This is a genomic window from Neoroseomonas marina (assembly GCF_012927745.1).
Classification (GTDB): Bacteria; Pseudomonadota; Alphaproteobacteria; order Acetobacterales; family Acetobacteraceae; genus Neoroseomonas; species Neoroseomonas marina.
Genome location: NZ_JABBKX010000005.1, coordinates 152,481 through 172,872, shown reverse-complemented (window position 1 = coordinate 172,872; position 20,392 = coordinate 152,481). Strand labels below are relative to the sequence as shown.

At 72.2% G+C, this 20,392-nt stretch carries 19 protein-coding genes; 6 read left to right on the top strand and 13 right to left on the bottom strand.

Going from position 1 to position 20,392, the window contains the following annotated elements; all coding sequences use genetic code 11:
• Position 1: 1 nt before the first annotated feature.
• Genes GWK16_RS15745 through GWK16_RS15725 form a run of 5 tightly spaced genes read right to left on the bottom strand, consistent with a single transcriptional unit; the run spans position 2 to position 5,134 of the window.
• Complete coding sequence (locus tag GWK16_RS15745; RefSeq protein ID WP_170054930.1) at positions 2 to 991, bottom strand: esterase-like activity of phytase family protein; 990 nt, start codon at positions 989 to 991, stop codon at positions 2 to 4.
• The gene (gene cobT, locus GWK16_RS15740) at positions 949 to 2,823 is read right to left on the bottom strand and encodes a cobaltochelatase subunit CobT (RefSeq protein WP_170054929.1); all 1,875 of its coding nucleotides are present in this window, start codon (positions 2,821 to 2,823) and stop codon (positions 949 to 951) included. Before cobT ends, GWK16_RS15745 begins: the two co-directional genes overlap by 43 nt.
• Positions 2,820 to 3,458, bottom strand: coding sequence for a glutathione S-transferase family protein (locus GWK16_RS15735; protein WP_170054928.1), 639 nt, complete (start codon positions 3,456 to 3,458; stop codon positions 2,820 to 2,822). The genes cobT and GWK16_RS15735 overlap by 4 nt, the downstream gene beginning before the upstream one ends.
• A 3-nt stretch (positions 3,459 to 3,461) precedes the next feature.
• Entirely contained in the window at positions 3,462 to 4,466 is a 1,005-nt protein-coding gene (gene cobS, locus GWK16_RS15730; protein ID WP_170054927.1) for a cobaltochelatase subunit CobS, read from the bottom strand.
• Between the two features lie 56 nt (positions 4,467 to 4,522).
• Complete coding sequence (locus GWK16_RS15725) at positions 4,523 to 5,134, bottom strand: J domain-containing protein (protein ID WP_170054926.1); 612 nt, start codon at positions 5,132 to 5,134, stop codon at positions 4,523 to 4,525.
• An 84-nt stretch (positions 5,135 to 5,218) separates the two neighbouring features.
• On the opposite strand from GWK16_RS15725, the gene GWK16_RS15720 reads away from it, so the two are divergent.
• Positions 5,219 to 5,503 carry a BolA family protein gene (locus tag GWK16_RS15720; RefSeq protein ID WP_170054925.1) on the top strand — a complete coding sequence of 95 codons (285 nt, stop codon included), beginning with the start codon at positions 5,219 to 5,221 and terminating at the stop codon, positions 5,501 to 5,503.
• Complete coding sequence (locus GWK16_RS15715; protein WP_170054924.1) at positions 5,503 to 7,128, top strand: tetratricopeptide repeat protein; 1,626 nt, start codon at positions 5,503 to 5,505, stop codon at positions 7,126 to 7,128. The genes GWK16_RS15720 and GWK16_RS15715 overlap by 1 nt, the downstream gene beginning before the upstream one ends.
• Here the strand turns inward: GWK16_RS15715 and GWK16_RS15710 are convergent.
• The 6 genes from GWK16_RS15710 to GWK16_RS15685 form a co-directional block, all read right to left on the bottom strand.
• Positions 7,122 to 7,490, bottom strand: a complete 369-nt coding sequence (locus GWK16_RS15710; RefSeq protein ID WP_170054923.1) for a hypothetical protein — start codon at positions 7,488 to 7,490, stop codon at positions 7,122 to 7,124. The genes GWK16_RS15715 and GWK16_RS15710 overlap by 7 nt on opposite strands.
• A complete protein-coding gene (locus GWK16_RS15705) occupies positions 7,487 to 8,023 on the bottom strand; it encodes an NUDIX hydrolase (RefSeq protein ID WP_170054922.1) in 537 nt (178 codons plus the stop codon). Before GWK16_RS15705 ends, GWK16_RS15710 begins: the two co-directional genes overlap by 4 nt.
• A 64-nt stretch (positions 8,024 to 8,087) precedes the next feature.
• Complete coding sequence (locus GWK16_RS15700; RefSeq protein WP_170054921.1) at positions 8,088 to 8,300, bottom strand: hypothetical protein; 213 nt, start codon at positions 8,298 to 8,300, stop codon at positions 8,088 to 8,090.
• 150 nt (positions 8,301 to 8,450) lie between these two features.
• Positions 8,451 to 9,644, bottom strand: a complete 1,194-nt coding sequence (locus GWK16_RS15695) for a phosphoglycerate kinase (protein WP_211187472.1) — start codon at positions 9,642 to 9,644, stop codon at positions 8,451 to 8,453.
• A gap of 268 nt (positions 9,645 to 9,912) precedes the next feature.
• On the bottom strand, positions 9,913 to 11,100 hold the full coding sequence (locus GWK16_RS25295) for a short-chain dehydrogenase/reductase (protein ID WP_248291416.1): 1,188 nt from the start codon (positions 11,098 to 11,100) through the stop codon (positions 9,913 to 9,915).
• Entirely contained in the window at positions 11,100 to 12,638 is a 1,539-nt protein-coding gene (locus GWK16_RS15685; protein WP_170054920.1) for an acetolactate synthase large subunit, read from the bottom strand. The genes GWK16_RS25295 and GWK16_RS15685 overlap by 1 nt, the downstream gene beginning before the upstream one ends.
• 179 nt (positions 12,639 to 12,817) lie before the next feature.
• Between GWK16_RS15685 and GWK16_RS15680 the strand changes: the two genes are divergently transcribed.
• The 3 genes from GWK16_RS15680 (at position 12,818) to GWK16_RS15670 (ending at position 16,633) form a co-directional block, all read left to right on the top strand.
• Positions 12,818 to 13,249 (top strand): hypothetical protein, encoded by a 432-nt coding sequence (locus tag GWK16_RS15680; protein ID WP_170054919.1) that lies wholly within the window; start codon positions 12,818 to 12,820, stop codon positions 13,247 to 13,249.
• Positions 13,250 to 13,363: 114 nt separating this feature from the next.
• Positions 13,364 to 15,646 (top strand): fused MFS/spermidine synthase, encoded by a 2,283-nt coding sequence (locus tag GWK16_RS15675; protein ID WP_170054918.1) that lies wholly within the window; start codon positions 13,364 to 13,366, stop codon positions 15,644 to 15,646.
• Between the two features lie 60 nt (positions 15,647 to 15,706).
• Positions 15,707 to 16,633, top strand: a complete 927-nt coding sequence (locus GWK16_RS15670; protein ID WP_170054917.1) for a hypothetical protein — start codon at positions 15,707 to 15,709, stop codon at positions 16,631 to 16,633.
• On the opposite strand, the gene GWK16_RS15665 is transcribed toward GWK16_RS15670, so the two are convergent.
• Together GWK16_RS15665 and GWK16_RS15660 are read right to left on the bottom strand one after the other, a co-directional pair.
• Positions 16,634 to 17,203: a DUF2889 domain-containing protein gene (locus GWK16_RS15665; RefSeq protein ID WP_170054916.1), complete on the bottom strand. Its 570-nt coding sequence runs from the start codon at positions 17,201 to 17,203 to the stop codon at positions 16,634 to 16,636.
• Between the two features lie 103 nt (positions 17,204 to 17,306).
• On the bottom strand, positions 17,307 to 18,554 hold the full coding sequence (locus tag GWK16_RS15660; protein ID WP_170054915.1) for an MFS transporter: 1,248 nt from the start codon (positions 18,552 to 18,554) through the stop codon (positions 17,307 to 17,309).
• Between the two features lie 232 nt (positions 18,555 to 18,786).
• Here GWK16_RS15660 and GWK16_RS15655 point away from each other — a divergent pair, with 232 nt between their 5' ends.
• Complete coding sequence (locus tag GWK16_RS15655) at positions 18,787 to 20,388, top strand: efflux transporter outer membrane subunit (protein ID WP_170054914.1); 1,602 nt, start codon at positions 18,787 to 18,789, stop codon at positions 20,386 to 20,388.
• The last annotated feature ends 4 nt before the right edge of the window (positions 20,389 to 20,392 follow it).

Genomic DNA, 20,392 nt, shown 5'->3' with positions numbered 1-20,392 from the left:
GTCAGTCGCGCAGCTCGAACAGCAGCATCAGCAGGCGCTGGAGCACGCTCTCGTTGTCGTCGGTGACGAGGGCGACGATGGTGCGCCCTTCATGCCGCGCCACGCCGACGCCTTCCCAGTTCTCGGCGGGCAGCGGCGCGCCGTCGAGGCGGAGGATCTCCGCCCCCTCCAGCACGCCCTCCCGCCCGATCGCCGCGATCGCGGCCGGGGTGACCCGCACCAGACGCGCGCCGAAGCCGCCGAGAAGGCTGAAGCGGCGTTCCAGCACGAGTGCCCCGCCATCCGGCAAGCCGGCGGCATCCACCGGCACGTAGGGCTGCGCCGGCCGCCAGGCGATCGGCAGCCAGGCGCCGGGACGCCCGATCCAGGCGCGCCGCAGTTCCGGCCGGCCCGACACCTGCAGATCCTCCGTGATCGCGAGCAGCCGGCCATCCGCCAGCACGGTGAGGGCTTCGAGCCCCCCATTGCCCGGCGCACGATCGAGGCCGGGGGGCGCCTCGACATACGCGCCCGGACCGTCCAGCCGCCGATAGGCGCGGATGCGGTGCCAGCGTTCGTAGGCGACGAGCCAGGTGCCGTCCGGCAGCCGCGCGATGGCTTCCGCATCCCCGGCATAGCCCCGCGGCAGGGGCCGCCCGGCGCCGTCCCCGAGCGGCCCTGAGGCGATCGGTTCCAGCGCCTGTGCGACGCCGTCGCGCAGCACGATCCGCGCCCGCGCCCAGCGCGACCGGTCGTCGACCATGGTGGCGACGAGGTCGCCATCGAGATGGATGCCTGAGAGGCTCCCCGCCCCGAGGCGCCGCGCATCGATCTCGAAACCGCCGAGACTGCGCAGCGGCCCGTCCAGCGGCATCGGGGGCAACGGCGTGCCGGCACCGCTCGCCGGCCGCGGCGCATTGCCGCAGGAGGCAAGCAGCGCCCCTGCGGCAAGTAGACCGCGCCGGGTGGTCAGACGAGAACCGGCCCGCGTTCCGCCGCCGCGCGCTGCCACGCCTCGGCCGCATCCTCGTCGAACAGCTCGGCGAGCTTCTTCATCATCGTCCCGCCGAGTTCCTCGGCATCCACGATGGTCACCGCGCGACGGTAGTACCGCGTGACGTCGTGGCCGATGCCGATGGCGATCAGTTCCACCTGGTTCCGGTTCTCGATCTCGTGGATCACCTTGCGCAGGTGGCGCTCGAGGTAGTTGCCGGGGTTCACCGACAGCGTGCTGTCATCGACCGGCGCGCCGTCGCTGATCACCATCAGGATGCGACGATGCTCGGGCCGCGGCAGCAGCCGCTTGTAGGCCCATTCCAGCGCCTCGCCGTCGATGTTCTCCTTGAGCAGCCCCTCGCGCAGCATCAGCCCGAGGTTCTTGCGCGCGCGGCGCCAGGGGGCATCCGCCGCCTTGTAGACGACGTGGCGCAGGTCGTTGAGGCGCCCCGGGTTGCGCGGCTTGCCGTCCTGCACCCAGCGCTCGCGCGACTGTCCGCCCTTCCAGGCCCGCGTCGTGAAGCCGAGGATCTCGGTCTTCACCGAGCAGCGTTCCAGCGTGCGCGCGAGGATATCGCAGCACATCGCGGCCACCGTGATCGGCCGCCCGCGCATCGAGCCCGAATTGTCGATCAGCAGCGACACCACGGTGTCGCGGAAGTCGGTGTCGCGTTCGTGCTTGTACGACAGCGCATGCATCGGGTTGGTGATGACGCGCGTCAGCCGCGCGGCATCGAGGATGCCTTCCTCGAGGTCGAACTCCCAGGCGCGCTGCTGCTGCGCCAGCAGCCGCCGCTGCAGCCGGTTCGCGAGCTTGGAGACGACGCCCTGCAGGTGCGACAGTTGCTGGTCGAGCTGCTGGCGCAGCCGTGTCAGCTCATCCGGGTCGCAGAGCTCCTCGGCCTCCACGATCTCGTCGAACTGGGTCGTGAAGGCATGGTAGCGGGTGGTGTCATCGACCTGCGGCACCTCGCGGCGCTGCTGCGGTCCGCCCGGCTTGTCGTCGCCATCGGCAGCCGCGCCGTCCTCCTCGGTCTCCTCGCCTTCCTCGTCCGAGGCCTCGCCCTGCATCTGCTCGGGCTGGGCGCCGAGCATCTGCTCTTCCTGCTCGGACTGTGACTGGCCCTCGCCGGACTGGTCCTGCTGCGGGCTGCTCTCGCCGCCCTCCTCGCCTTCCTCGTCCTGCTGCTCGGATTCCGCCTCGACCTCGGCTTCCGCGAGGTCGAGCGCGGTCAGCAGCTTGCGCGCGGCCTTGGCGAAGGCGGCCTGGTCGTCGGTGGCATCGGCCATCTCGGCCAGCGCGGCATCGGCCTCGGGGCCGAGCGTGTCGCGCCAGAGATCGAGCACGCGATGCGCGATCTCGGGCGCCGGCTGGCCGGTCATGCGTTCGCGCGCGATCAGGCCCAGCGCCGCGGTCAGCGGCAGCTGGTCCTTGCGCGTCATGCGGTCGTAGCCCTCGGCCTCGCATTCCTCGGCGAGCTTGGCGCGCAGGTTCGCGGCCACGCCAGTCATGTGCTTCGACCCGACCGTCTCGACGCGCACCTGCTCCAGCGCGTCGAACACCTCGCGCGCCTCGCGCCGTCCGGGCACGCGCTGGGCGTGCAGCGATTCGTCGTGGTGGCGCAGGCGCAGCGCCGCCGCGTCGGCCGCGCCGCGCAGTTTCGCCATCTCGGCCGCCGGCAGGGCGCGCGTCGGCAGCGGCAGGCGCACGCGCTTGCCGGCGACGCCGGAGGGCCCGGGCTGGAAGGCGACCTGCACCTCGGGGTCGGCATGCGCGATGGCGCGCAGCGCGCCCGCGGTGGCGCGCTTGAATTCTTCCTGGCGGGTGAGGTCCTGCTTGCCGCTCATGGCTTGGGTCCTTCGGTGGCCGCGGCGCGCTGGCGCGCGGGCCGGGCCTCGATCGCGGCGACGTAGCGCGCGACCTCGGAGCCGGCCTTCAGCCGGCCGAACTGGTTGATGAAGGCGAGCAGACCGCCCACCACGAGATCGGCGGCGCTGAAGCGCTCGCCGAGCAGCCAGCTCCTGCCCGCCAGCCTGGCCTCGATCCGGGCGACGACGTCGTCCATCGATGGCCAGCCGAGCGCCGAGGCCGGTGCGGCCGCCGCGCGCGGGAAGACGGCATCGGCGAAGGCGGGTTCCACCACGGCTGGTCCGTAGGCCATCCAGAAGCAGTAGTCCGCGCGGTCCTGCGTGCCGATCGGCGGCGCCAGGTCGGCGCCGGGATGGAGGTCCGCGAGATAGGCCGCGATCGCTGCCACCTCCGTCACCACCGCGCTCCACGACCCGTCCGGCCCGCGATCCACCAGCGCCGGCAACTTGCCGGCGGGGTTCACCGCAAGGAAGGCCGGGTCCTTCTGCGTGCCTGCCTGCAGATCGTGCCAGCGCAGCTCATAGGCCGCGCCGGCCTCCTCCAGCATCCACAGGGCGCTGACGGATCGCGATCGCGGGGCGTGGTGCAGCAGGAAGCGTGGGGACGAGGCCATGCCTCACCCAGCCTTGCGCAGCAGCCCCGTCGAGACTTCCTCGTTGAAGCAGCGCTGGTAGTACTCGGCGACCGTCGAACGCTCGGCCTCGTCGCACTTGTTGAGGAAGGTCAGCCGGAAGGCGAAGCCGACATCGCCGAAGATGCGCGCATTGTCGGCCCAGGTGATGACCGTGCGCGGCGACATGACGGTCGAGATGTCGCCCGCGATGAAGCCGGCGCGGGTCAGGTCGGCCAGTGCCACCATCGCCTCGACCTGCTTGCGGATCTTCGGGTCGCTCTCGGCGTTCAGCTTCGCGAGCACGATGTCCGTCTCCTGCTTGTGCGGCAGGTAGTTCAGCGTCGCGACGATCGACCAGCGGTCCATCTGGCCCTGATTGATCTGCTGCGTGCCGTGATAGAGGCCCGTGGTGTCGCCGAGGCCGACGGTGTTCGCCGTCGAGAACAGGCGGAACCAGGGGTTCGGCCGGATCACCTTGTTCTGGTCGAGCAGCGTCAGCTTGCCTTCGACTTCCAGCACGCGCTGGATCACGAACATCACGTCCGGACGGCCGGCGTCGTATTCGTCGAACACCAGCGCGCAGGGGTGCTGCAGCGCCCAGGGGAGGATGCCTTCGCGGAACTCGGTGACCTGCTTGCCGTCCTTGAGGACGATCGCGTCCTTGCCGATCAGGTCGATGCGCGAGATGTGGCTGTCGAGGTTCACGCGGATGCACGGCCAGTTGAGCCGCGCGGCCACCTGCTCGATGTGCGTGGACTTGCCGGTGCCGTGGTAGCCCTGGATCATGACGCGGCGGTTGAAGGCGAAGCCCGCGAGGATGGCGAGCGTCGTCTCCTTGTCGAAGCGGTAGGTGTTGTCGATCTCCGGGACGTGCTCGGTGCGCACCGAGAAGGCCGGCACCTCCATGTCGATGTCCACGCCGAAGACTTCGCGCGCGTTCACCTTGAGGTCCGGGGCCTCGATGGCCGAGGTCGGGCGGATTTCGGAGATCTGGGCAACCTTGTTCATCGCAAGTCCGGTTCCGTGACTGTCTTGATCATTCTAGGCCCGGACCGCCGATCCGGCTACCCGGCGGCGGCGGCTTCCGGTTCGGCCCGTGCCGGCCCGCGCGCCGGAACCCGGCGCTTGAGCAGGCTGTAGGCCCGATTGATGTCCTTGAGCTTTTCTTCCGCCCCGCGATCGCCGCCGGTGACGTCGGGGTGATAGCGCTTGGCGAGGTCCTTGTAGCGGCCGCGCAGCTCCACCTGGTCGATCGGCCAGCCAAGGCCGAGCAGGTCCAGGGCCGCGCGCAGTTCCGGCGGCGCCTGGTTCTCGTTGCGCGGGCGCCGGCGCGGCGTCGGCGCCTCCTGCCCCAGGACGCTGAAGGGGTCGCGCAGCAGTTCCGGGTCGAACCGCCCCGCACCGCCGAGCCGGCCGAGCGGCCAGGACGGCCGCTGCCAGGACGTGTCGGCACGCAGCGCGGCTTCGATCTCATGCGCGCTCATGCCTTTGTAGAAATCCCACGCCTTGTTGTAGTCGCGCACATGCGGCAGGCAGAACCACAGGAATTCCTTGAGGCTGCGGTCCCGCGGGGCGCGGAACACGCCGGGTTCGGCGCAGCCCGGATGATCGCAGGGACGGGCCGGCGCGCCGTCGCTGTCGTCCTCCGGCGCGGCCTTGCTGCCAGATCGGGGCATCGGATGTTTATGGGCGTCGAGGGGGCATCCCGCAAGGCGCGTAACACCCCTTGGCAGGCCCGTCCAAAGGCCGGAAAAGCGCGCATGGCCCTCTCCCGCGCCGATCGCATCCGCACCGCCCTGGAAACCGCCTTCGCCCCCGCGCAGGTCGTCGTCGAGGACGACAGCGCGAAGCATGCCGGCCATGCCGGCGCGCGTCCGGGCGGGGAGACGCATTACAGCGTCGTCGTCGTCTCGCCCGCCTTCGCGGGGCAGTCGCGCGTCGCCCGGTCGCGCGCCGTCCATGCCGTGCTCGATGTCGAGTTCCAGGGCGGCCTGCACGCCCTCGCCCTGCGCCTGCTGACGCCCGAGGAAGCGGCGCGGGCCTGATGCCCCAGGCGCCGACGCGCATCATCTTCGAGGATCGCGAGATCCTCGTCCTGCACCGCCCGGGGCGGTCCGCCCACAGCCTCGTGACCTTCGCCGACCTGACCTTCCGGCCCAAGGGGGACGCCTTCTGGGGGCGGGAGGCGGCCGACCGCCTCGGCCTGGATGCGGTCGGCTTCATCGCGAAGCGCGAGAACTGGTACCCGACGGCCTCGGTCGACGCCGCCGCGGCGGCGGTGCGGGCCGTGCTGAAGCCGCAGGGCGTCGCCTATGGCTACAGCATGGGTGCCTACGCCGCGCTGAAGCACGGGCGGCGCCTCGGGCTGGATGCGGCCATCGCGGTCGCCCCCCAGGTCAGCATCGCGCCGGCCGACGTGCCGGCCGATCCCCGCTTCCATCGGTTCTTCCGCCCGGCCCTGCACCGCGGGATGCGCGTGGCGCCGGAGGATCTGGCACCCTTCGCGACGGTGCTGGTCGACCCCTATGACGCGGTCGACTGGGACCATGCGCGCCTCGCCGCCGAGGCCGGGCCCGTCCATCTGCTGCGCACCCCGCATGCCGGGCATTCGGCGATCTGGCTCGTCACCGGCGCCGAGGCGCTGGGCGAGCTGCTCGGACCGGCCCTGGATGGCGATGTCGCCGCGATGCGCGGCCTGTTGCGCGAACGCCGCGCCCGGTCCGGCCATTGGTTCCGGCTGATGGGTCGCGCCGCCTATGGCCACGGCCATGCCACCCTGGCCGAGACGCTGTGGCACCGCGCCCGCGCGCTGCGCATTCCCGATGTGATCCTTGCCCAGGAACGGGCGCGCGCGCGGGCCGATCGCGCCCAGCGCCTGCTCGCGCTGGGCCGGCGCGAGGAAGCGGTCGCCGTCGCCCACGACCTCGCGATCACGGCGCCGGCCGAGGTGATCGGCGCGATCGGCCAGGCGGCGCACCTGCTCCTGGCCGCCGGCGCGGGTACCGAAGCCGAGACCGCCTTTCGTCGCGCCCTGCATCTCGGGCCGGCCGCCGATCTGCATGTCGGGCTCAGCCTCGCCCTCAGCGCCCAGGGCCGGGCGGGCGAAGCGCTCGCCGCGGCGCGGGACGGCCACGCCAGCCTGCCGGAGGACGAGGAGGTGGCTGCGCATTACGCGCATCTGCTGCTCGGCGGCGACCCGGCCGCCCAGGCCGAGGCGGAGCGCCTGTTCCGCACCGTGCTGGCCCGGGCGCCGTCCCACGGCCTGGCCTTGTTCGGCCTGAGCCAGGCCGTCGCGGCGCGGGGTCATGCGGCCGAGGCGCTGCACCTCGCGCAGCAGGCCTCCGCGCGCCTGCCCGGCCACCATGCTTCCCTCGCCTGGTTCGCCAGCCTCGTGCTCAAGGGCGGAGACGCGCCGCGGGCGGAGCGCCTCTACCGGCGCCTCCAGCGACTGGCGCCGATGCGGGCGGAAGGCTACCTCGGACTGGCGGCGGCCTTGCAGGCGCAGGGTCGCCACGACGAGGCCTTGGGGGCGCTGCGCCGCGGGTTGAATACCGTCCCGGATGATCCCGCCCTGGCGGACCGGCTGCGGGAAAGCCTTCGCCGCCGCGGCCGCGTGTCGGCGCTCCTGGGCCGGCTGCGCAGCTTCCTGCGCCGACCGGCGCCTCAGTAGGAAAAGGGCACGCTCAGCCGGGCGCCGGCGCCCGGATTGCGCAGCAGCCTGTCCTCGCGGGCCTGGGGCGAGTGCGGATCGGTGGTCGCCCCGTAGCGGGGCTCGTTGGGATCGATCAGGGCCGGGTTCAGCCGCGGCGAGGTCCCGGCGAGAGGCGCGCGTGGCCCCTCCAGGTCGCGGTTCGGCACGGGCGCGGGCGCGTCCCGCGGGGCCGGTGGCGCGGGGGCCTCGGCCTGCGGCGCGGGCGCTGCGCGCCGCCGCGGGCGCCGGCGCGATCGCGGGGCTTGGGTCGGCGCCGTCTGGGCCAGGCCGGTCCCCGGCAGCAGCGCCAAGGCGACGAGCAGGGCACCGCGCCGGGTCACGCGCCGAAGCCCGGCAGCGGGCGGACCCCGCGGCGGTCCTCCGAGGGGTTCAGCGCGACGCCGCCCGGCGAGCCCTGCCGCCAGGCCTTCAGCGCCCAGCGCACGGACGGGAAGGCGATGTCGTCCCACGGGATCTCGTCCCAGGCGAAGCGGCGGACCTCGAGGCTCTCCGGCCCGGCCTCGAAGCCGGGTTCCTCGAATCGCGCGCGGAAGATGACCTGCACCTGTCCGATGCGGGCGATGGAATAGACGGCGAGCACGCCTTCGAGCGCGATGCGGGCCCGCGCTTCCTCCCAGGCTTCGCGCCGCGCGCCTTCCTCCACCGTCTCGCCCATTTCCATGTAGCCGGCGGGGATGGTCCAGAAGCCCGAACGCGGTTCGATGGCGCGCCGGCAGAGCAGGACAGAGTCGCCCTCCGCGACGACCGAGCCCACCACGACCTTCGGGTTCTCGTAGGCGACATGGCCGCAATCGGGACACATCAGCCTTTCGCGGTCATCGCCTTCGGGGATGCGCCGGACGAAACGGGACATGGACGGAAGATGGGCGTGCGCCCCGTTGTCCTGCAAGCGGTCGCCGAGTCGGGGCGCGGCCCGTTCAGACGCGCAGGTCGAGCAGCGAGCCGCGCGGCGGCGTCTGGCCCGCCGGGGGCATGGCGCCGGCCGGTGGAGCCGATTGCAGGATGCGCTGTGGCTGCGGGCTGCTGCCGCGCGCGGCAGCCTCCGGGCGGTCGGTCGATCGCGCCGGCTGGATGCCGGCGCTGCGCGTTACCTCCTGCGTGAAGGCCGCGAGGGAGTTCAGGCTGATCATGCGCAGCATTGTCCAGCCGAGCCGTGAAGAATGGCTTAACCGGCGGCGAGCTGTGGAAGGAACGGGACCGATGCGCATGGCCTGAGCCTGCGCCCGCCTCCCGTTAACCTTCCAGCAACCAATGCGTGCAGCATTGCGCCGATCGCCGGATCACCCGGCCGACAGCGCGGCCACGCCGGGCAGGGTCTTGCCTTCCAGCCATTCCAGGAACGCGCCGCCCGCGGTCGAGATGTAGGTCATCCGCTCCGCCACCCCGGCGTGGCGCAGCGCGGCCACCGTATCCCCGCCGCCGCCGATCGACTTCAGCGCGCCGGACTGCGTCAGCGAGGCGACGATCTGGGCCACCGCCACCGTCGCGGTGTCGAAGGGCGGGATCTCGAAGGCGCCGAGCGGGCCGTTCCAGACCAGCGTGGATGCGCCGCGCAGGCGCTGCTCGATCGCCTGTTCCGTGTCCGGCCCGACATCGAGCGCCATGCTGTCCGCCGGCACGGCGTCGACGCCGACCTTGCGCGACGGGGCATTGGCCTCGAAGCGCTCGGCCACCACCAGGTCGACCGGCAGAAGGATCTCGCAACTCGCCGCCTTCGCTTCCTCGAGGATGGCGCGCGCCGTGTCGTGCATCTCCGCTTCCTGCAGCGACTTGCCCATGGCGTGGCCCTGCGCGGCGAGGAAGGTGTTGGCCATCGCCCCGCCGATGACCAGCACGTCGACCTTCTTCGACAGGTTCCCCAGCAGGTCGAGCTTGGTCGAGACCTTCGCCCCGCCGACGATCGCGACCACCGGGCGCGCCGGATTGCCGAGCGCGGCGTCGAGCGCCTTGAGTTCCGCCTCCATCAGCCGCCCGGCATAGGCCGGGAGAAGCCGTGCCACGCCCTCGGTGCTCGCATGGGCGCGGTGCGCGGCGGAGAAGGCATCGTTCACATAGGCATCCGCGAGCGACGCCAGCGCGGCCGCCATCGCCGGGTCGTTCTTCTCCTCGCCGGCGTGGAAGCGCGTGTTCTCGAGCAGCAGGATGTCGCCGTCCTTCATCGCGGCCACGGCCACCTCGGCCTGCGGGCCGATGCAGTCATCGGCCCAGGCCACCGGTCGCTTCAGCGCTGCGGACAGCGCCTCCTGCAGCGGCTTGAGCGACATCTCGGGCACGCGCTTGCCCTTGGGGCGGTCGAAATGGCTGCAGATGACGACGCGCGCACCGTCATTGGCGAGCTCGGCGATGGTCGGGCAGAGCCGCTCGATGCGCGTGCGGTCGGTGATCCGCCCGTCCTTCACGGGAACGTTGAGGTCGGCGCGCAGCAGCACGCGCTTGCCCTTGGCTTCCAGCGCGTCGATGGTTCGATACGTCATCGCGTCGATTATCCTGGCGAGGAGGGTGAATGGTCCGGCGGATCGCGGCTCTCGTCCTGTCCCGGTCGTAGCATCGGCGCAGAAGGCGTTCCAGTTGCCCGCTGGTCACATGCGTCGCCGATGGCGGCGGCACGCGGCCCCGCTTCGGCGGCGCGGGCTTCACATGGCAGCGACCGTCGGGCGGCGACGACATGGCGGCGAGCAAGCGCACAGGCCGGCGACCGCGCCCACACCGCAACGATGAATGCGATACCGCGATCCGGGCCGCTTACGCCCGGAACATCCCCCCGCCATCCACGTCGACCACCGTCCCGTTGACGTAGCGCCCGCGCGGCGAAGCCAGGAAGACAGCGAGCTCTGCGATCTCCGACGCCTCGATCGGACGCCCGAAGGGCAGGTTGGTCAGCGTCTCGGCCCAGCGTTCCTCGTCGCCGAACTTCAGCTTCGCGTTGATCTTCGCCTGGGTCAGCATGCGGTCGGTCTTGGTCACGGCGGGATTGATGCCGACCACCTGCACGTTGTTCGCCTGCGCCGCCGCGCCGATCGCCGAGGTGAAGGCGATCAGCGCCGCATTGCCCGCGCCACCCGCGATGTAGCCCGCGCGCGGCGCCCGGCCGGCCATGCCGATGATGTTGACGATGCTGCCCGCCTTCCGCGCTTCCATGACGGGAAGGTAGAGCTGGCACATATGGATGTAGCCCAGGACCTTGAGGTCCCAGGCCTCCTTCCACCGCGCGATCGGGATGTCCTGCAGCCGCCCCGAGGGGATGGCGCCGGCATTGTTCACCAGGATGTCGACATCGGGGAAGGCGGCGTGCAGGCGTTCGCGCTCCTCGGCGCGAGAGAGGTCGGCGGCGAGCGTCTCGACCCGCACCTGGCGCGCGGCGCGGACCTTGTCGGCGGCGGCGGCGAGCGCGCCGGCATCGCGGGAGGCGAGGAGGATGTCGCAGCCGACGGCGGCGAAGGCCTCGGCGCAGGCGAGGCCGATGCCCTTCGATCCGCCGGTGATGAGAACAGTCTTGCCGGCCAGCCCCATATCCCACGCGTGTGAATCCGCCAGACGCTCCTGGTTCTCGAGTAGGCCTCGCTGACCGGCGCGTAGCTGACGAGAGGCGCGCTCGGCGACCGATCGAGCCTCAACCATTATCGCTTCGGGTTGTCCCATGAACTGCTGCCAGAGTTCGCGCTCTGCCTGGCTTCCCTTCGACAATCCCGACCCTGGATGCATGGGGTCGAGCGCGCGGAAGTTCTGCAGTTTCATCGCGACGCCGTTTGGATTTCGAAACCTGTCGGGTGTCCAGGATTTCGTGAGGCGACCTAGGCGCTCCAGCAGATGCGAGAGCTCGATCACGTCGGCGTGGCTTGGGCCCGGCAGATGGTTCCGGTGGCGGACATAGAGTTCCAGGGCGAGAAGCAGCTCCTCGCGGGACCAAGCGGGGTTCGTCGCCCTCGCCATCAGACCAACAACTCGATCAGGAACGGCCCGGGCCGGCTGAAGGACTGCGCCATTAGGTCGCCGACCTGGTCCAGCGTGCTCGCCTGCGCCGCCTCGACCCCCATGCCCTCGGCCATCTTCACCCAGCCGATGTCGGGGTTGCCGAGGTCGAGCATGTCCATCGCCGTCCGCCCCGGATTGGCGCCGACGTTCTGATACTCGCCGAGCAGGATCTGGTACTTCCGGTTGGACAGGATCACCGTCGTGACCGGCAGCTTCTCGCGCGCCTGGGTCCAGAGTGCCTGGACCGTGTACATTGCGGATCCGTCGGCCTGCAGGTTGATCACCCGCCGCCCGCCGCCGCCGACCGCGGCACCCGTCGCGAGCGGCAGGCCGCAGCCGATCGCCCCGCCGGTGATCTGCAGCCAGTCATGCTTCGGCGCGGCCACGGTCTGCGGAAAGAAGCCGCGACCGTAGGACACGCTTTCATCGGCGATGATCGCATTCTCCGGCATCAGCGCCGCGACGGTCTGCGCGAGGCCCTCGGGCGAGGGTGCGCCGCGGGCGCGCTCGGGGCGCACGCCGACATCGGGCATCGGCACGGCCGGCGCGTTCAACTCCTCGCACAGCGCGCGGAGGGCGGCTTCCGCATCGTGCTCGTAGCGCGTCAGGACATGGACCTGGGCGCTCTCCGGGTAGTGCTTGGACGGCTTGCCCGGATAGGCGAAGAACCCCACCGGCGCCTTGGCGTTCACCAGCACGAGGTGCTCGACCCACTTCAGCGCGTTGATCGCGACATCGGCCGGATAGGGCACGCGCTCGAGCGGCAGGCGCCCCTGGCCGCGCTGGGTGCGGCCGTTCGATCCCTCCGCCATCAGCTTGGCGCCGGTCGCCTGGCTGGCGCGCCAGGCGTAGGCCTGGGCACCCTCCCGCAGCGCCTTGCCGCCGAGCAGGATCAGCACGTTCTTCTTCTCGCGCAGGATGCGCGCGACGTTGCGGATGGCGTGCGGGTCGGCCTGCGGCACTGCCGGGACGGGCAGCGGCGCTGCGACCACGCCGCCTTCGTCCCAGCAGGTGTCGGACGGCAGCACCATGGTCGCGACCTGCCCGGGGGAGGTCATCGCCGCCTGCACCGCGGCCGCGGCATCCGCGCCGACATCCTTCGCCTTGGTCGAGGTCCGCACCCACTGGGACACGGTCCGCGCCAGTCCTTCCGTGTCCGCGGTCAGCGGCGCGTCGAAGATGCGGTGGTAGGTCGCCTGGTCGCCGACGCAGTTCACGATGCCCGACCGCGCGCGCCGCGCGTTGTGCAGGTTGGCCAGGCCGTTGGCGAGGCCGGGGCCGCAATGCAGCAGCGTCGCGGCCGGCTTCTCCATCATGCGCCAGTAGCCGTCGGCCATGCCCGTGACCACGTTTTCCTGCAGCCCGAGCACGCATTTCATGCCGGGGATGCGATCCAGCGCGGCGACGAAATGCATCTCGCTCGTGCCGGGATTCGCAAAACAAACTTCCACGCCACAACCAAGAAGAGTGTGGACCAGGCTCTCGGCACCGTTCACCGCGTATCTCCCGCTCAAGGTTGGCGCAGCCTGCAAGGGGATTGGCGGCACGGCAAGGTGGCGACGACACGATTGCCCGCGGCGCGCACGGCAGCCATGCTGGTCCGTCAGCAGACCGAGAGGCAGCCCATGCGCGCGCACCCCCCGCGCCGGAGCGTCGCCACCGCGGAGCCGGGCCCGTGAGGGCCGCCCGCATCGCCGTGCTCGGCTTCTGTGCCGGGTTCCTGGCCGTGCTGATCTTCCATCAGGGGGTCGTCCTGCTGATGTATGGCGGCGGTCTGGTGCCCAACCCGCCCTTCCCGATGCGCCCGGTCCCGCCCTTCGGCGTGCCGCAGGTCGTCTCGATGGCCTTCTGGGGCGGGGTGTGGGGCATCCTGATCGCGGCCATCGCCGCCGCGCGGCCGACCTGGCCGGCGGTGCTGGTCGGCCTCGCGGTGGGCGCGATCGGTTGCGTGCTGGTCGGCTTCACCGTGGTTGCGGCCCTCCGTGGGCAGCCCCTGTTCGGGGGGATGGACCCCGCGCGCTGGTGGCGCAGCGTGGTGATCAACGGCGCCTTCGGCCTCGGCGCGGGGCTGATCTTCGACGCGCTGAGGCGCATCGGGCGGGTCTGACGCCGCCAACCGCTGCGCAAGTATTTCCTTGAAGTAACAATTCCGTCATGCTTGAGAAAGGTCGATAAGGCCCGCCAGGGGGGCGGCCGCGCCCTGAGCGGGGGACGCAGGGAAATGATGTCGCGCCTTGCCGTCGCGTTCTTCGCGACCGGCTTCGCTGCCTTGCTGTGCCAAATCGTATGGCAACGGATGCTCGGCATCTTCGCGGGGTCGGATACCGTCTCGGCCGCCCTGGTGGTGGGGGCGTTCCTCGCCGGGCTTGGGCTCGGCTCCATCATCGGCGCCAGGATCGCGGACCGGTTGAGCCCCGCGCGGGCGCTGGCCGGCTTCGCCCTGGCCGAGGCCGGGGTCGGCATCTTCGCCCTGCTGTCCAAGGCCTTCCTCTACGATTGGCTGGCGACCGACATGGCCGGGGTGGTCGACGCGGCGCCGGCGATCTTCGCACTGTGCTTCGCGGGCCTGGTGCTGCCGACGACGCTGATGGGCGCCTCCCTGCCGCTGCTCGCCCGCGCGGTCGCGACCCATTCGGACAGCATCGCGGAGCGGATCGGCACCCTGTACGGGCTGAACACGCTGGGCGCGGGGCTGGGCGCGCTGCTCGGCGGCTGGATCCTGGTCGGGCATCTCGGCTTCGTCGGCGCGCTGTGGCTGGCCGCCGGGCTCGAATTCTTCGCCGCGGCACTGTCGCTGACGCTGCTGCGCGGCCTGGCCGCCGCACCGCCGCCCGCCCAGGCCGCCGCGACCCCCGATGACGGCCGGTATGGCGGCCTGCCGCTGTGGTGCGTGCTGGTCTTCCTGTCGGGCTACGTGATCGTCGCGCTCGAGATCGTCTGGGTGCGGCTGATGGGGCAGGTGGGCCAGTACCACGCCTACCTGTTCCCCACGGTCCTCGGGATCTTCCTCCTCGCCGACGGGGCGGGAATGGCGCTCGCCGCCCGGATGGTGCGGCGGATGCAGGACCCGCGACCTGCCTTCTTCATCACGCAATCGGCCGGCTTCGTCCTCGCGGCGGCGCTGCTGCTGGGGCTTTGGCTCGCGCTGCCGTACTGGCCCCTGGCCGAGGTGATGTCGGTCGACCACAACCGCATGCGCGGCGATCCGCTGCTGGTGACGATGCTGCTGACGGCGATCGTGGTCGGCCCCCCCTCCTTCGTCATCGGCATGACCTTTCCCTTCGTGCAGCGGGCGGTGCAGCGGGACCTCGCCTCGGTCGGCGCGCGGGTGGGTTGGGTGCAGCTTGCCAACATCGCGGGCAATGCGGCGGGGTCGATCCTGACCGGGCTCGTGACCTTCCACCTGCTCGGCACGGCCGGGACGCTGACGCTGCTCGCCGGGATGTCGGTGCTGCTGCTGGTCTTCTGGCTGTGGAAGGGCGGGCTCGCGGGGCGACGGGTCGAACTCGGCCTCGCCGTCGCCTGCGCCGCGATCGCGCTCGCGGTGCCGGGCAACGCCGCCTTCTGGACCCGGCTGCATGCCGAGCGCACCGCGCAGGTCGCCGCCTGGGCGGAGGACCGCTCCGGCATCGCCTATTTCCGCGACGAGCGCCCGGATGACGGCCGCGCCGAGGGCCCCTTCTTCATCCAGGGCTTCAGCCAGGGGCGCATCCCCTTCCTGCCCATCCACCAGTTCCTCGGCGCGGTCGGGCCGCTGATGCACCCCAACCCGCGCGAGGTGCTGGTGATCGGCGTCGGCAGCGGCGGCACGCCCTGGGCGGCCGGCGTGCGGCCGGACAGCCGGGTGCGCGCGATCGAGCTCGTCGGGCCGGTGCTCACCGCGCTCGAGGAAGTCGGCCGCCGCCACCCCGCCAGCCCGATGGCCCAGATGTTCGCCGACCCGCGCTGGAGGCTGGAATACGGCGACGGGCGGCGGACGCTGGCGAAGGAGGACCGCCGCTACGACATCATCGAGGCCGACGCGATCCTGCCGGAATCCTCCCATTCGGGCCTGCTCTACAGCGCCGAGTTCCTGCGGCAGGTCCGGGACCGCCTGGCCCCCGGCGGGCTCTACGTGCAGTGGGCGCCGTCCCAGCGCGCGGCGGAGACCTTCGCCTCGGTCTTCCCCCACGCCATGCTGCTGATGCCGGTCGCGGTGCTGGTCGGGTCGAACGACCCGATACCCTTCGACGCGCAGCGCCTCGCGGACGCCTTCGCTGATCCGGTCGCGGCGGCGCATCTGCGGCGCGGCAACCCCGCCTTCGCCGACTGGCCGGTTCTCTTCGCCGGCGATGCGCTGGCCTGGACGCCGGCGACGCCGCGCGCCGCGCCGCCGCTGACCGACGTCTTCCCGCGCGACGAGTTCTACGTGAACAACCCCGTCACCACGACGGACGTCTATGCGCGCCTGGCGGCGCGGTCGCTGCGCGATCAACTCCTGCGGCAGGTGACCGACCGGCGCTGAGGCGCAACGCTTCCTTCACCTCCATCCCGCATTCCTGCTCGGCGACGGAGGGGAGGAGCCATGGCCCGGCGCAGCGCGGCGCAGGCCCCCGAGACACGCCCCTGGGGCGAGGCTCGCGGCGGGTTGATCCGCCGCACCATCGCGAGCGGCGCCCGCATGCTGGGTGTCGGCGCCAGGACGCCCGAGCCGCCCCGGCGCGCCGAGCCCGTCCCCCCTGCGCGCGCGACGCCGCCGATGCCCAGCGCCATGACCCGCCGTGCCTGGGCCGATCGGCTCTGGGGGGAGGGCATGGTGCTGCCGGGCGGCGCGGCCGAGCTGCTGCGTCTTTCCGCCCTGCTGCCCTTGTCGCCCGAGGCGACGCTGCTGCTGGCCGGCGGCGGCGCCCATGCGGCAGGCGCCGTCGTGGCGGGCGCGCGCGGCTGCTTCGTCGCCGCGCATGAACCCGGCGCTGCGGCCACGCGGCCCGGCCGCGGGCGCGTCGCGACCCAGGGCTTCGACGCCGCGGCGCCGGCCTTCCGCGCCGGCTTCCATCACCACGCGCTGCTGCTGGAACCCTTCCGCGCCGGGGGCACGCCGGACGCGCTGCTCGCCGCCGCCGCGACGGCGCTGCGGCCGGGCGGGCAGATGGTGCTGCTGGACCTGGTCGCCCGCGGCGGCAGCGCCGGGCCCTGGGAAGCGCGCTGGCTCGGCGCCGAAGGCCGCGCCGCCACGCCGCCCGCCGAGGCCGCCATTCCGGCCGCCCTGCAACGCGCCGGCTTCGACCTGCACGTCGTCGAGGATGCCGGCCGCCGCCAGCGCGAGGCGGTGCTCGAGGCGTGGCAGGCGCTGATCCTCGCCCTGCGCGGGGAGGCCGGGCACCCCGCCGCGCGGGACGCCGTCGCCCTGGTCGAGGAAGCGGAAGCCTGGCTGCTGCGGCTCAGGCTGATGCAGGAAGGCCGGCTGCGCCTGCTGCGCTGGCACGCCACCATGGCGCGCCCGCCCGGATGATCACTCGGCCGCGGCGTCGGCGGCGAGCCAGGGCCAGCGCGACCTCACCACCGGGCTGTCCGGGGCATAGGCGAGGCAGGTGCCGATCAGGCGCGGCTTCTCCCGTCCGCCGGTGGCGGCCGCGGCGGCCTGCTCCTTCTCCCGCCGCACGGGATACAGCGTCTGGTAGGCGACGGTGGCCATCTGGGCGAGGACCTCGCGCAGATGGGTGCAGCCGAGCACGCCGCCCACCCGCTCCTGCACCGCCCGATTGAAGCCGGGCCCGATCCGCAGCCCGGCGAGCCGCGCGAAGTTCGGCGCCGCCTGCGGGCAGACCGCATAGGGGGTGTGGTCCGAGGCCGCCTCGCAGGCATGGATCAGCATGTCGTCATCGACCGTGAGGCGGATCCACATGCCATGGACCGGGGCGCCGGGGGGCATCAGGCCCTTCTCCTCGTTCTCGAAGGCACCGAACTTGGTGTCGAGGAGGTGGGCCTCGATGTCGAATAGCCCGTCCGCGCGGCGATAGCCGTGCATCTCGATGCCACGGCGGTGCATGGGTTCGCGATCGACGGGCGTGGAGAGCGGCATCCGGGGCTCCTGGGTCGGCGCCTGTCCGGACTATCGCAGGTGCGAAGGGAAGGCCAGCGTCCGTGCCATACCGGGGGCAGGGGGCTGCCCCGCGCCCCGCCGGTCAGGCGGCGGCGCGCGCCGCCCGGTTCTGCAGGTGCAGCCAGCCGACCGCGGCCAGGGCGACCGCCATCAGCAGCAGGGCGAACCAGTTCAGCGTGAACCAGCCCAGCCGTTCCTGCAGGTAGCCGGCCAGGAAGGACGCCGTCGCCGTCGTGCCGAACACCAGGAAGTCGTTGAAGGCCTGGACCTTGCCGCGTTCGTTGGGGCGGTAGCAGGTGGTCACCAGCGTCGTCGCGCCGACGAAGAGGAAGTTCCACCCCACCCCGTTCAGCGTCAGCGCCGCCCGGAAATGCCAGGCATCGAGCCCGGCCAGCGCGGCCGCGACGCCGCCGCCGAGCAGCGCGATCCCGGCCAGCATCACCGCCGTGGTGCCGTAGCGGGTGATCAGGTTCCCGGTGAAGAAGGAGGGCACGAACATCCCCATGACATGCATGAAGATGACCCAGTGCGCCTCGGTGTGCGGCAGGCCGCAGGCGACGATGGCGAGCGGCGAGGCGCTCATCAGGAAGGACATCGTCCCGAAGGCGATCATGCCGGCGATGGCGGCGGCCGCGAAGCGCGGCTGGGCGGCGATGGTCAGCAGCGGGCGCGGCGGTTCCACGGCACGGACGGCGGCCTGCCCCCCGCCGGCGGCGGGCGCGGCATCCGGGGCCGGGAACCGGATGAAGCCCATGATGGTGAACACGGTCAGATGGACCAGTACCATGGCCGCGAAGGTCGCGAGGTAGATCGGCACCCATTGGTCATGGGTCCAGCGGACCAGGCTCGGGCCCAGCACGCCGGCGACCACGCCGCCGGCCGTGACCCAGGAGATCGCCTTGGCCCGGTAGGCCGCAGGCACCAGTTCCACCGCCGCGAAGCGGTACTGGTGGAGCGCCGCGACGGCATAGCCGAGCACGAGCCCGCCCAAGCACATCACCGCGAGGTTCGCGAAATACAGGCCCGTCCCGGCGATCGTCGCCCCCGCCATGCCGAAGACCGAGCCGACCCGGAAGCCCAGCTGCCGGCCCCGCCGCTGCATCAGCAGCGCCGCCGGGAAGACCCAGAGCATGATGCCGAGATGCTGCATCGTCGTCGGCAGCGTCGCGAGCTCGCGCTGCGGGTAGAAGGTCACGACGGACAGCGCCGTCGCCGCGAACATCATCGTGTTTCCCGCCTGGCCGAGGGCCTGGCAGGTGGCGAGCAGCAGCAGGTTCAGGCGCGCGCGACGATCGAGTGTCGCGCCCGGGGCGTGGCTGGCGGGCGTCATTTCGCGCAGTCTTGAGGCAGGCTCTCCGCGCAGGCCAGCCCCGCGCCGGGCGGGGCTGCCATGCGCCCGCGGCCCTCGCCGGCGGCGTTGGCCGACCCGTTGCGTCCGGCCGCGAAACGTGGTGCTGCTAGCCCGAAATCTGCAAGGGAAGCCGCATGACCGGACGGGAGGGGCCGCGCCCCGCGGCGCGAGACGCGCGTGGCCCCGGCGCGCGGCGGGGATCGCGGGTGCCATGACGCCTCCCGGCCCATCCGCCCGCCGTCGAGCGCTTCTCGCCTGCCTGCTGCCGCTTGCCGCCTGCAAGGTCGGGCCGGATTTCACCGAACCGGCCGCGCCGCTGGCCGAACGCTGGCTGCAATCCGGCGATCCCTCGGTGCGGACGGACCGGCGTGAGGACGAGCGCTGGTGGACGGTCTTCAACGACTCGACGCTGAACGACCTGGTCGACCTCGCCTATCGGCAGAACCTCACGCTGCTCGCGGCCGGGACGCGGGTGCTCGAGGCGCGGGCCCAGCTCGGCGTCGCGACGGGGGAGTTCTACCCGCAATCCCAGGCGGTCGGCGCCGGGCTGAGCTACACGCGGCCGAGCCAGCGCGACCCCACGGGCTTCACCGGGGCGGAGCTCGGCGAATTCTGGCGCGGCGCGATGTCGGCCAGCGCGGTCTGGGAGCTCGACTTCTGGGGCCGCTTCCGTCGCGGCGTGCAGTCGGCGGATGCGGCCTACCTGGCCTCGATCGCCACCTATGATGATGTGCTGGTCACGCTCGTGGGCGATGTCGCGACGAGCTACATCGGCATTCGCACGCTGCAGGCGCAGCTTGCGATCGCCAACGCCAACGTCGTGCGTCAGCGCCAGGCGCTGCGCATCGCCCGCGACCGCCTCGCCGGCGGGGTGACCACCGGCCTCGACGTCGCGCAGGCCGAGAACGTGCTGGCCCAGACCGAGGCCGCGGTGCCGCAGCTGACCGCGCAGATCCAGCAGGGCGAGGCGGCGCTGCGCGTCCTCCTCGGCCTGCCGCCGCAGCCGATGGACGCGCTGCTGGCGGGCCGCGCCGTCATCCCGGTGCCGCCCGAGCAGGTCGCCGTCGGCATCCCGGCCGACCTGGTGCGCCGCCGCCCCGACATCCGGGCCGCCGAGCTGCGCGCCGCGGCGCAGAGCGAACAGGTCGGCATGGCGCTCGCGGAACTGTACCCGGCCTTCAAGCTGACCGGCGTCTTCGGGTCCCAGGCGAGCAATGTCGGCGGCAACCGCGTCTCCGACATGTTCAACGCCAGCGCCATCCAGTTCGCCTTCGGCGCCAGCTTCTCCTGGCCGATCCTGAACTACGGGCAGATCACCAACACCGTGCGCGTGCAGGATGCGCGGCTGCAGGGAATGCTGGTGGACTACCGCAACGCCGTGCTGCGCGCGCAGCGCGAGGTCGAGGGCGCGCTCAGCGGCTACGTCCAGGGCGGGCGGCAGGTCGCGCAGCTGCGCCGGTCCGTCGCGGCGGCCGAGCGCGCGGTGAACATCGCGCTCGACCAGTACCAGATGGGCACGCGCGACTTCACCACCGTGCTGACCGCGATGCAGAACCTCTATGCGGCGCAGAGCAGCCTCGCGACCGCGATGGGTAACCGCGCGACGCAGCTCGCGACGCTCTACCGCTCGCTCGGCGGCGGCTGGCAGCTGCGCGAGGGCAACGGCTTCGTCGACGACGCGACGCGCGAGCAGATGCGCCAGCGCACCGACTGGGGCCGCCTGCTGCCGCCTGCCAACGCCCCGCAACCCGCTGCCCCTGGGCTGCCCGGTCCGTCCGACCGCGGCCCCGACATCCGCGCCCCGCAATGGTGACGAA

Excerpts from the sequence above, each read along its gene's own strand:
- GWK16_RS15735 (WP_170054928.1), bottom strand. The coding sequence starts at position 3,458 with ATGGCCTCGTCCCCACGCTTCCTGCTGCACCACGCCCCGCGATCGCGA.
- GWK16_RS15695 (WP_211187472.1), bottom strand. The coding sequence starts at position 9,644 with ATGACGTATCGAACCATCGACGCGCTGGAAGCCAAGGGCAAGCGCGTG.
- cobT (WP_170054929.1), bottom strand. The coding sequence starts at position 2,823 with ATGAGCGGCAAGCAGGACCTCACCCGCCAGGAAGAATTCAAGCGCGCC.
- GWK16_RS15725 (WP_170054926.1), bottom strand. The coding sequence starts at position 5,134 with ATGCCCCGATCTGGCAGCAAGGCCGCGCCGGAGGACGACAGCGACGGC.
- GWK16_RS15720 (WP_170054925.1), top strand. The coding sequence starts at position 5,219 with ATGGCCCTCTCCCGCGCCGATCGCATCCGCACCGCCCTGGAAACCGCC.
- GWK16_RS15655 (WP_170054914.1), top strand. The coding sequence starts at position 18,787 with ATGACGCCTCCCGGCCCATCCGCCCGCCGTCGAGCGCTTCTCGCCTGC.
- GWK16_RS15675 (WP_170054918.1), top strand. The coding sequence starts at position 13,364 with ATGATGTCGCGCCTTGCCGTCGCGTTCTTCGCGACCGGCTTCGCTGCC.
- cobS (WP_170054927.1), bottom strand. The coding sequence starts at position 4,466 with ATGAACAAGGTTGCCCAGATCTCCGAAATCCGCCCGACCTCGGCCATC.
- GWK16_RS15700 (WP_170054921.1), bottom strand. The coding sequence starts at position 8,300 with ATGATCAGCCTGAACTCCCTCGCGGCCTTCACGCAGGAGGTAACGCGC.
- GWK16_RS15660 (WP_170054915.1), bottom strand. The coding sequence starts at position 18,554 with ATGACGCCCGCCAGCCACGCCCCGGGCGCGACACTCGATCGTCGCGCG.
- GWK16_RS25295 (WP_248291416.1), bottom strand. The coding sequence starts at position 11,100 with ATGGCGAGGGCGACGAACCCCGCTTGGTCCCGCGAGGAGCTGCTTCTC.
- GWK16_RS15665 (WP_170054916.1), bottom strand. The coding sequence starts at position 17,203 with ATGCCGCTCTCCACGCCCGTCGATCGCGAACCCATGCACCGCCGTGGC.
- GWK16_RS15715 (WP_170054924.1), top strand. The coding sequence starts at position 5,503 with ATGCCCCAGGCGCCGACGCGCATCATCTTCGAGGATCGCGAGATCCTC.
- GWK16_RS15705 (WP_170054922.1), bottom strand. The coding sequence starts at position 8,023 with ATGTCCCGTTTCGTCCGGCGCATCCCCGAAGGCGATGACCGCGAAAGG.
- GWK16_RS15670 (WP_170054917.1), top strand. The coding sequence starts at position 15,707 with ATGGCCCGGCGCAGCGCGGCGCAGGCCCCCGAGACACGCCCCTGGGGC.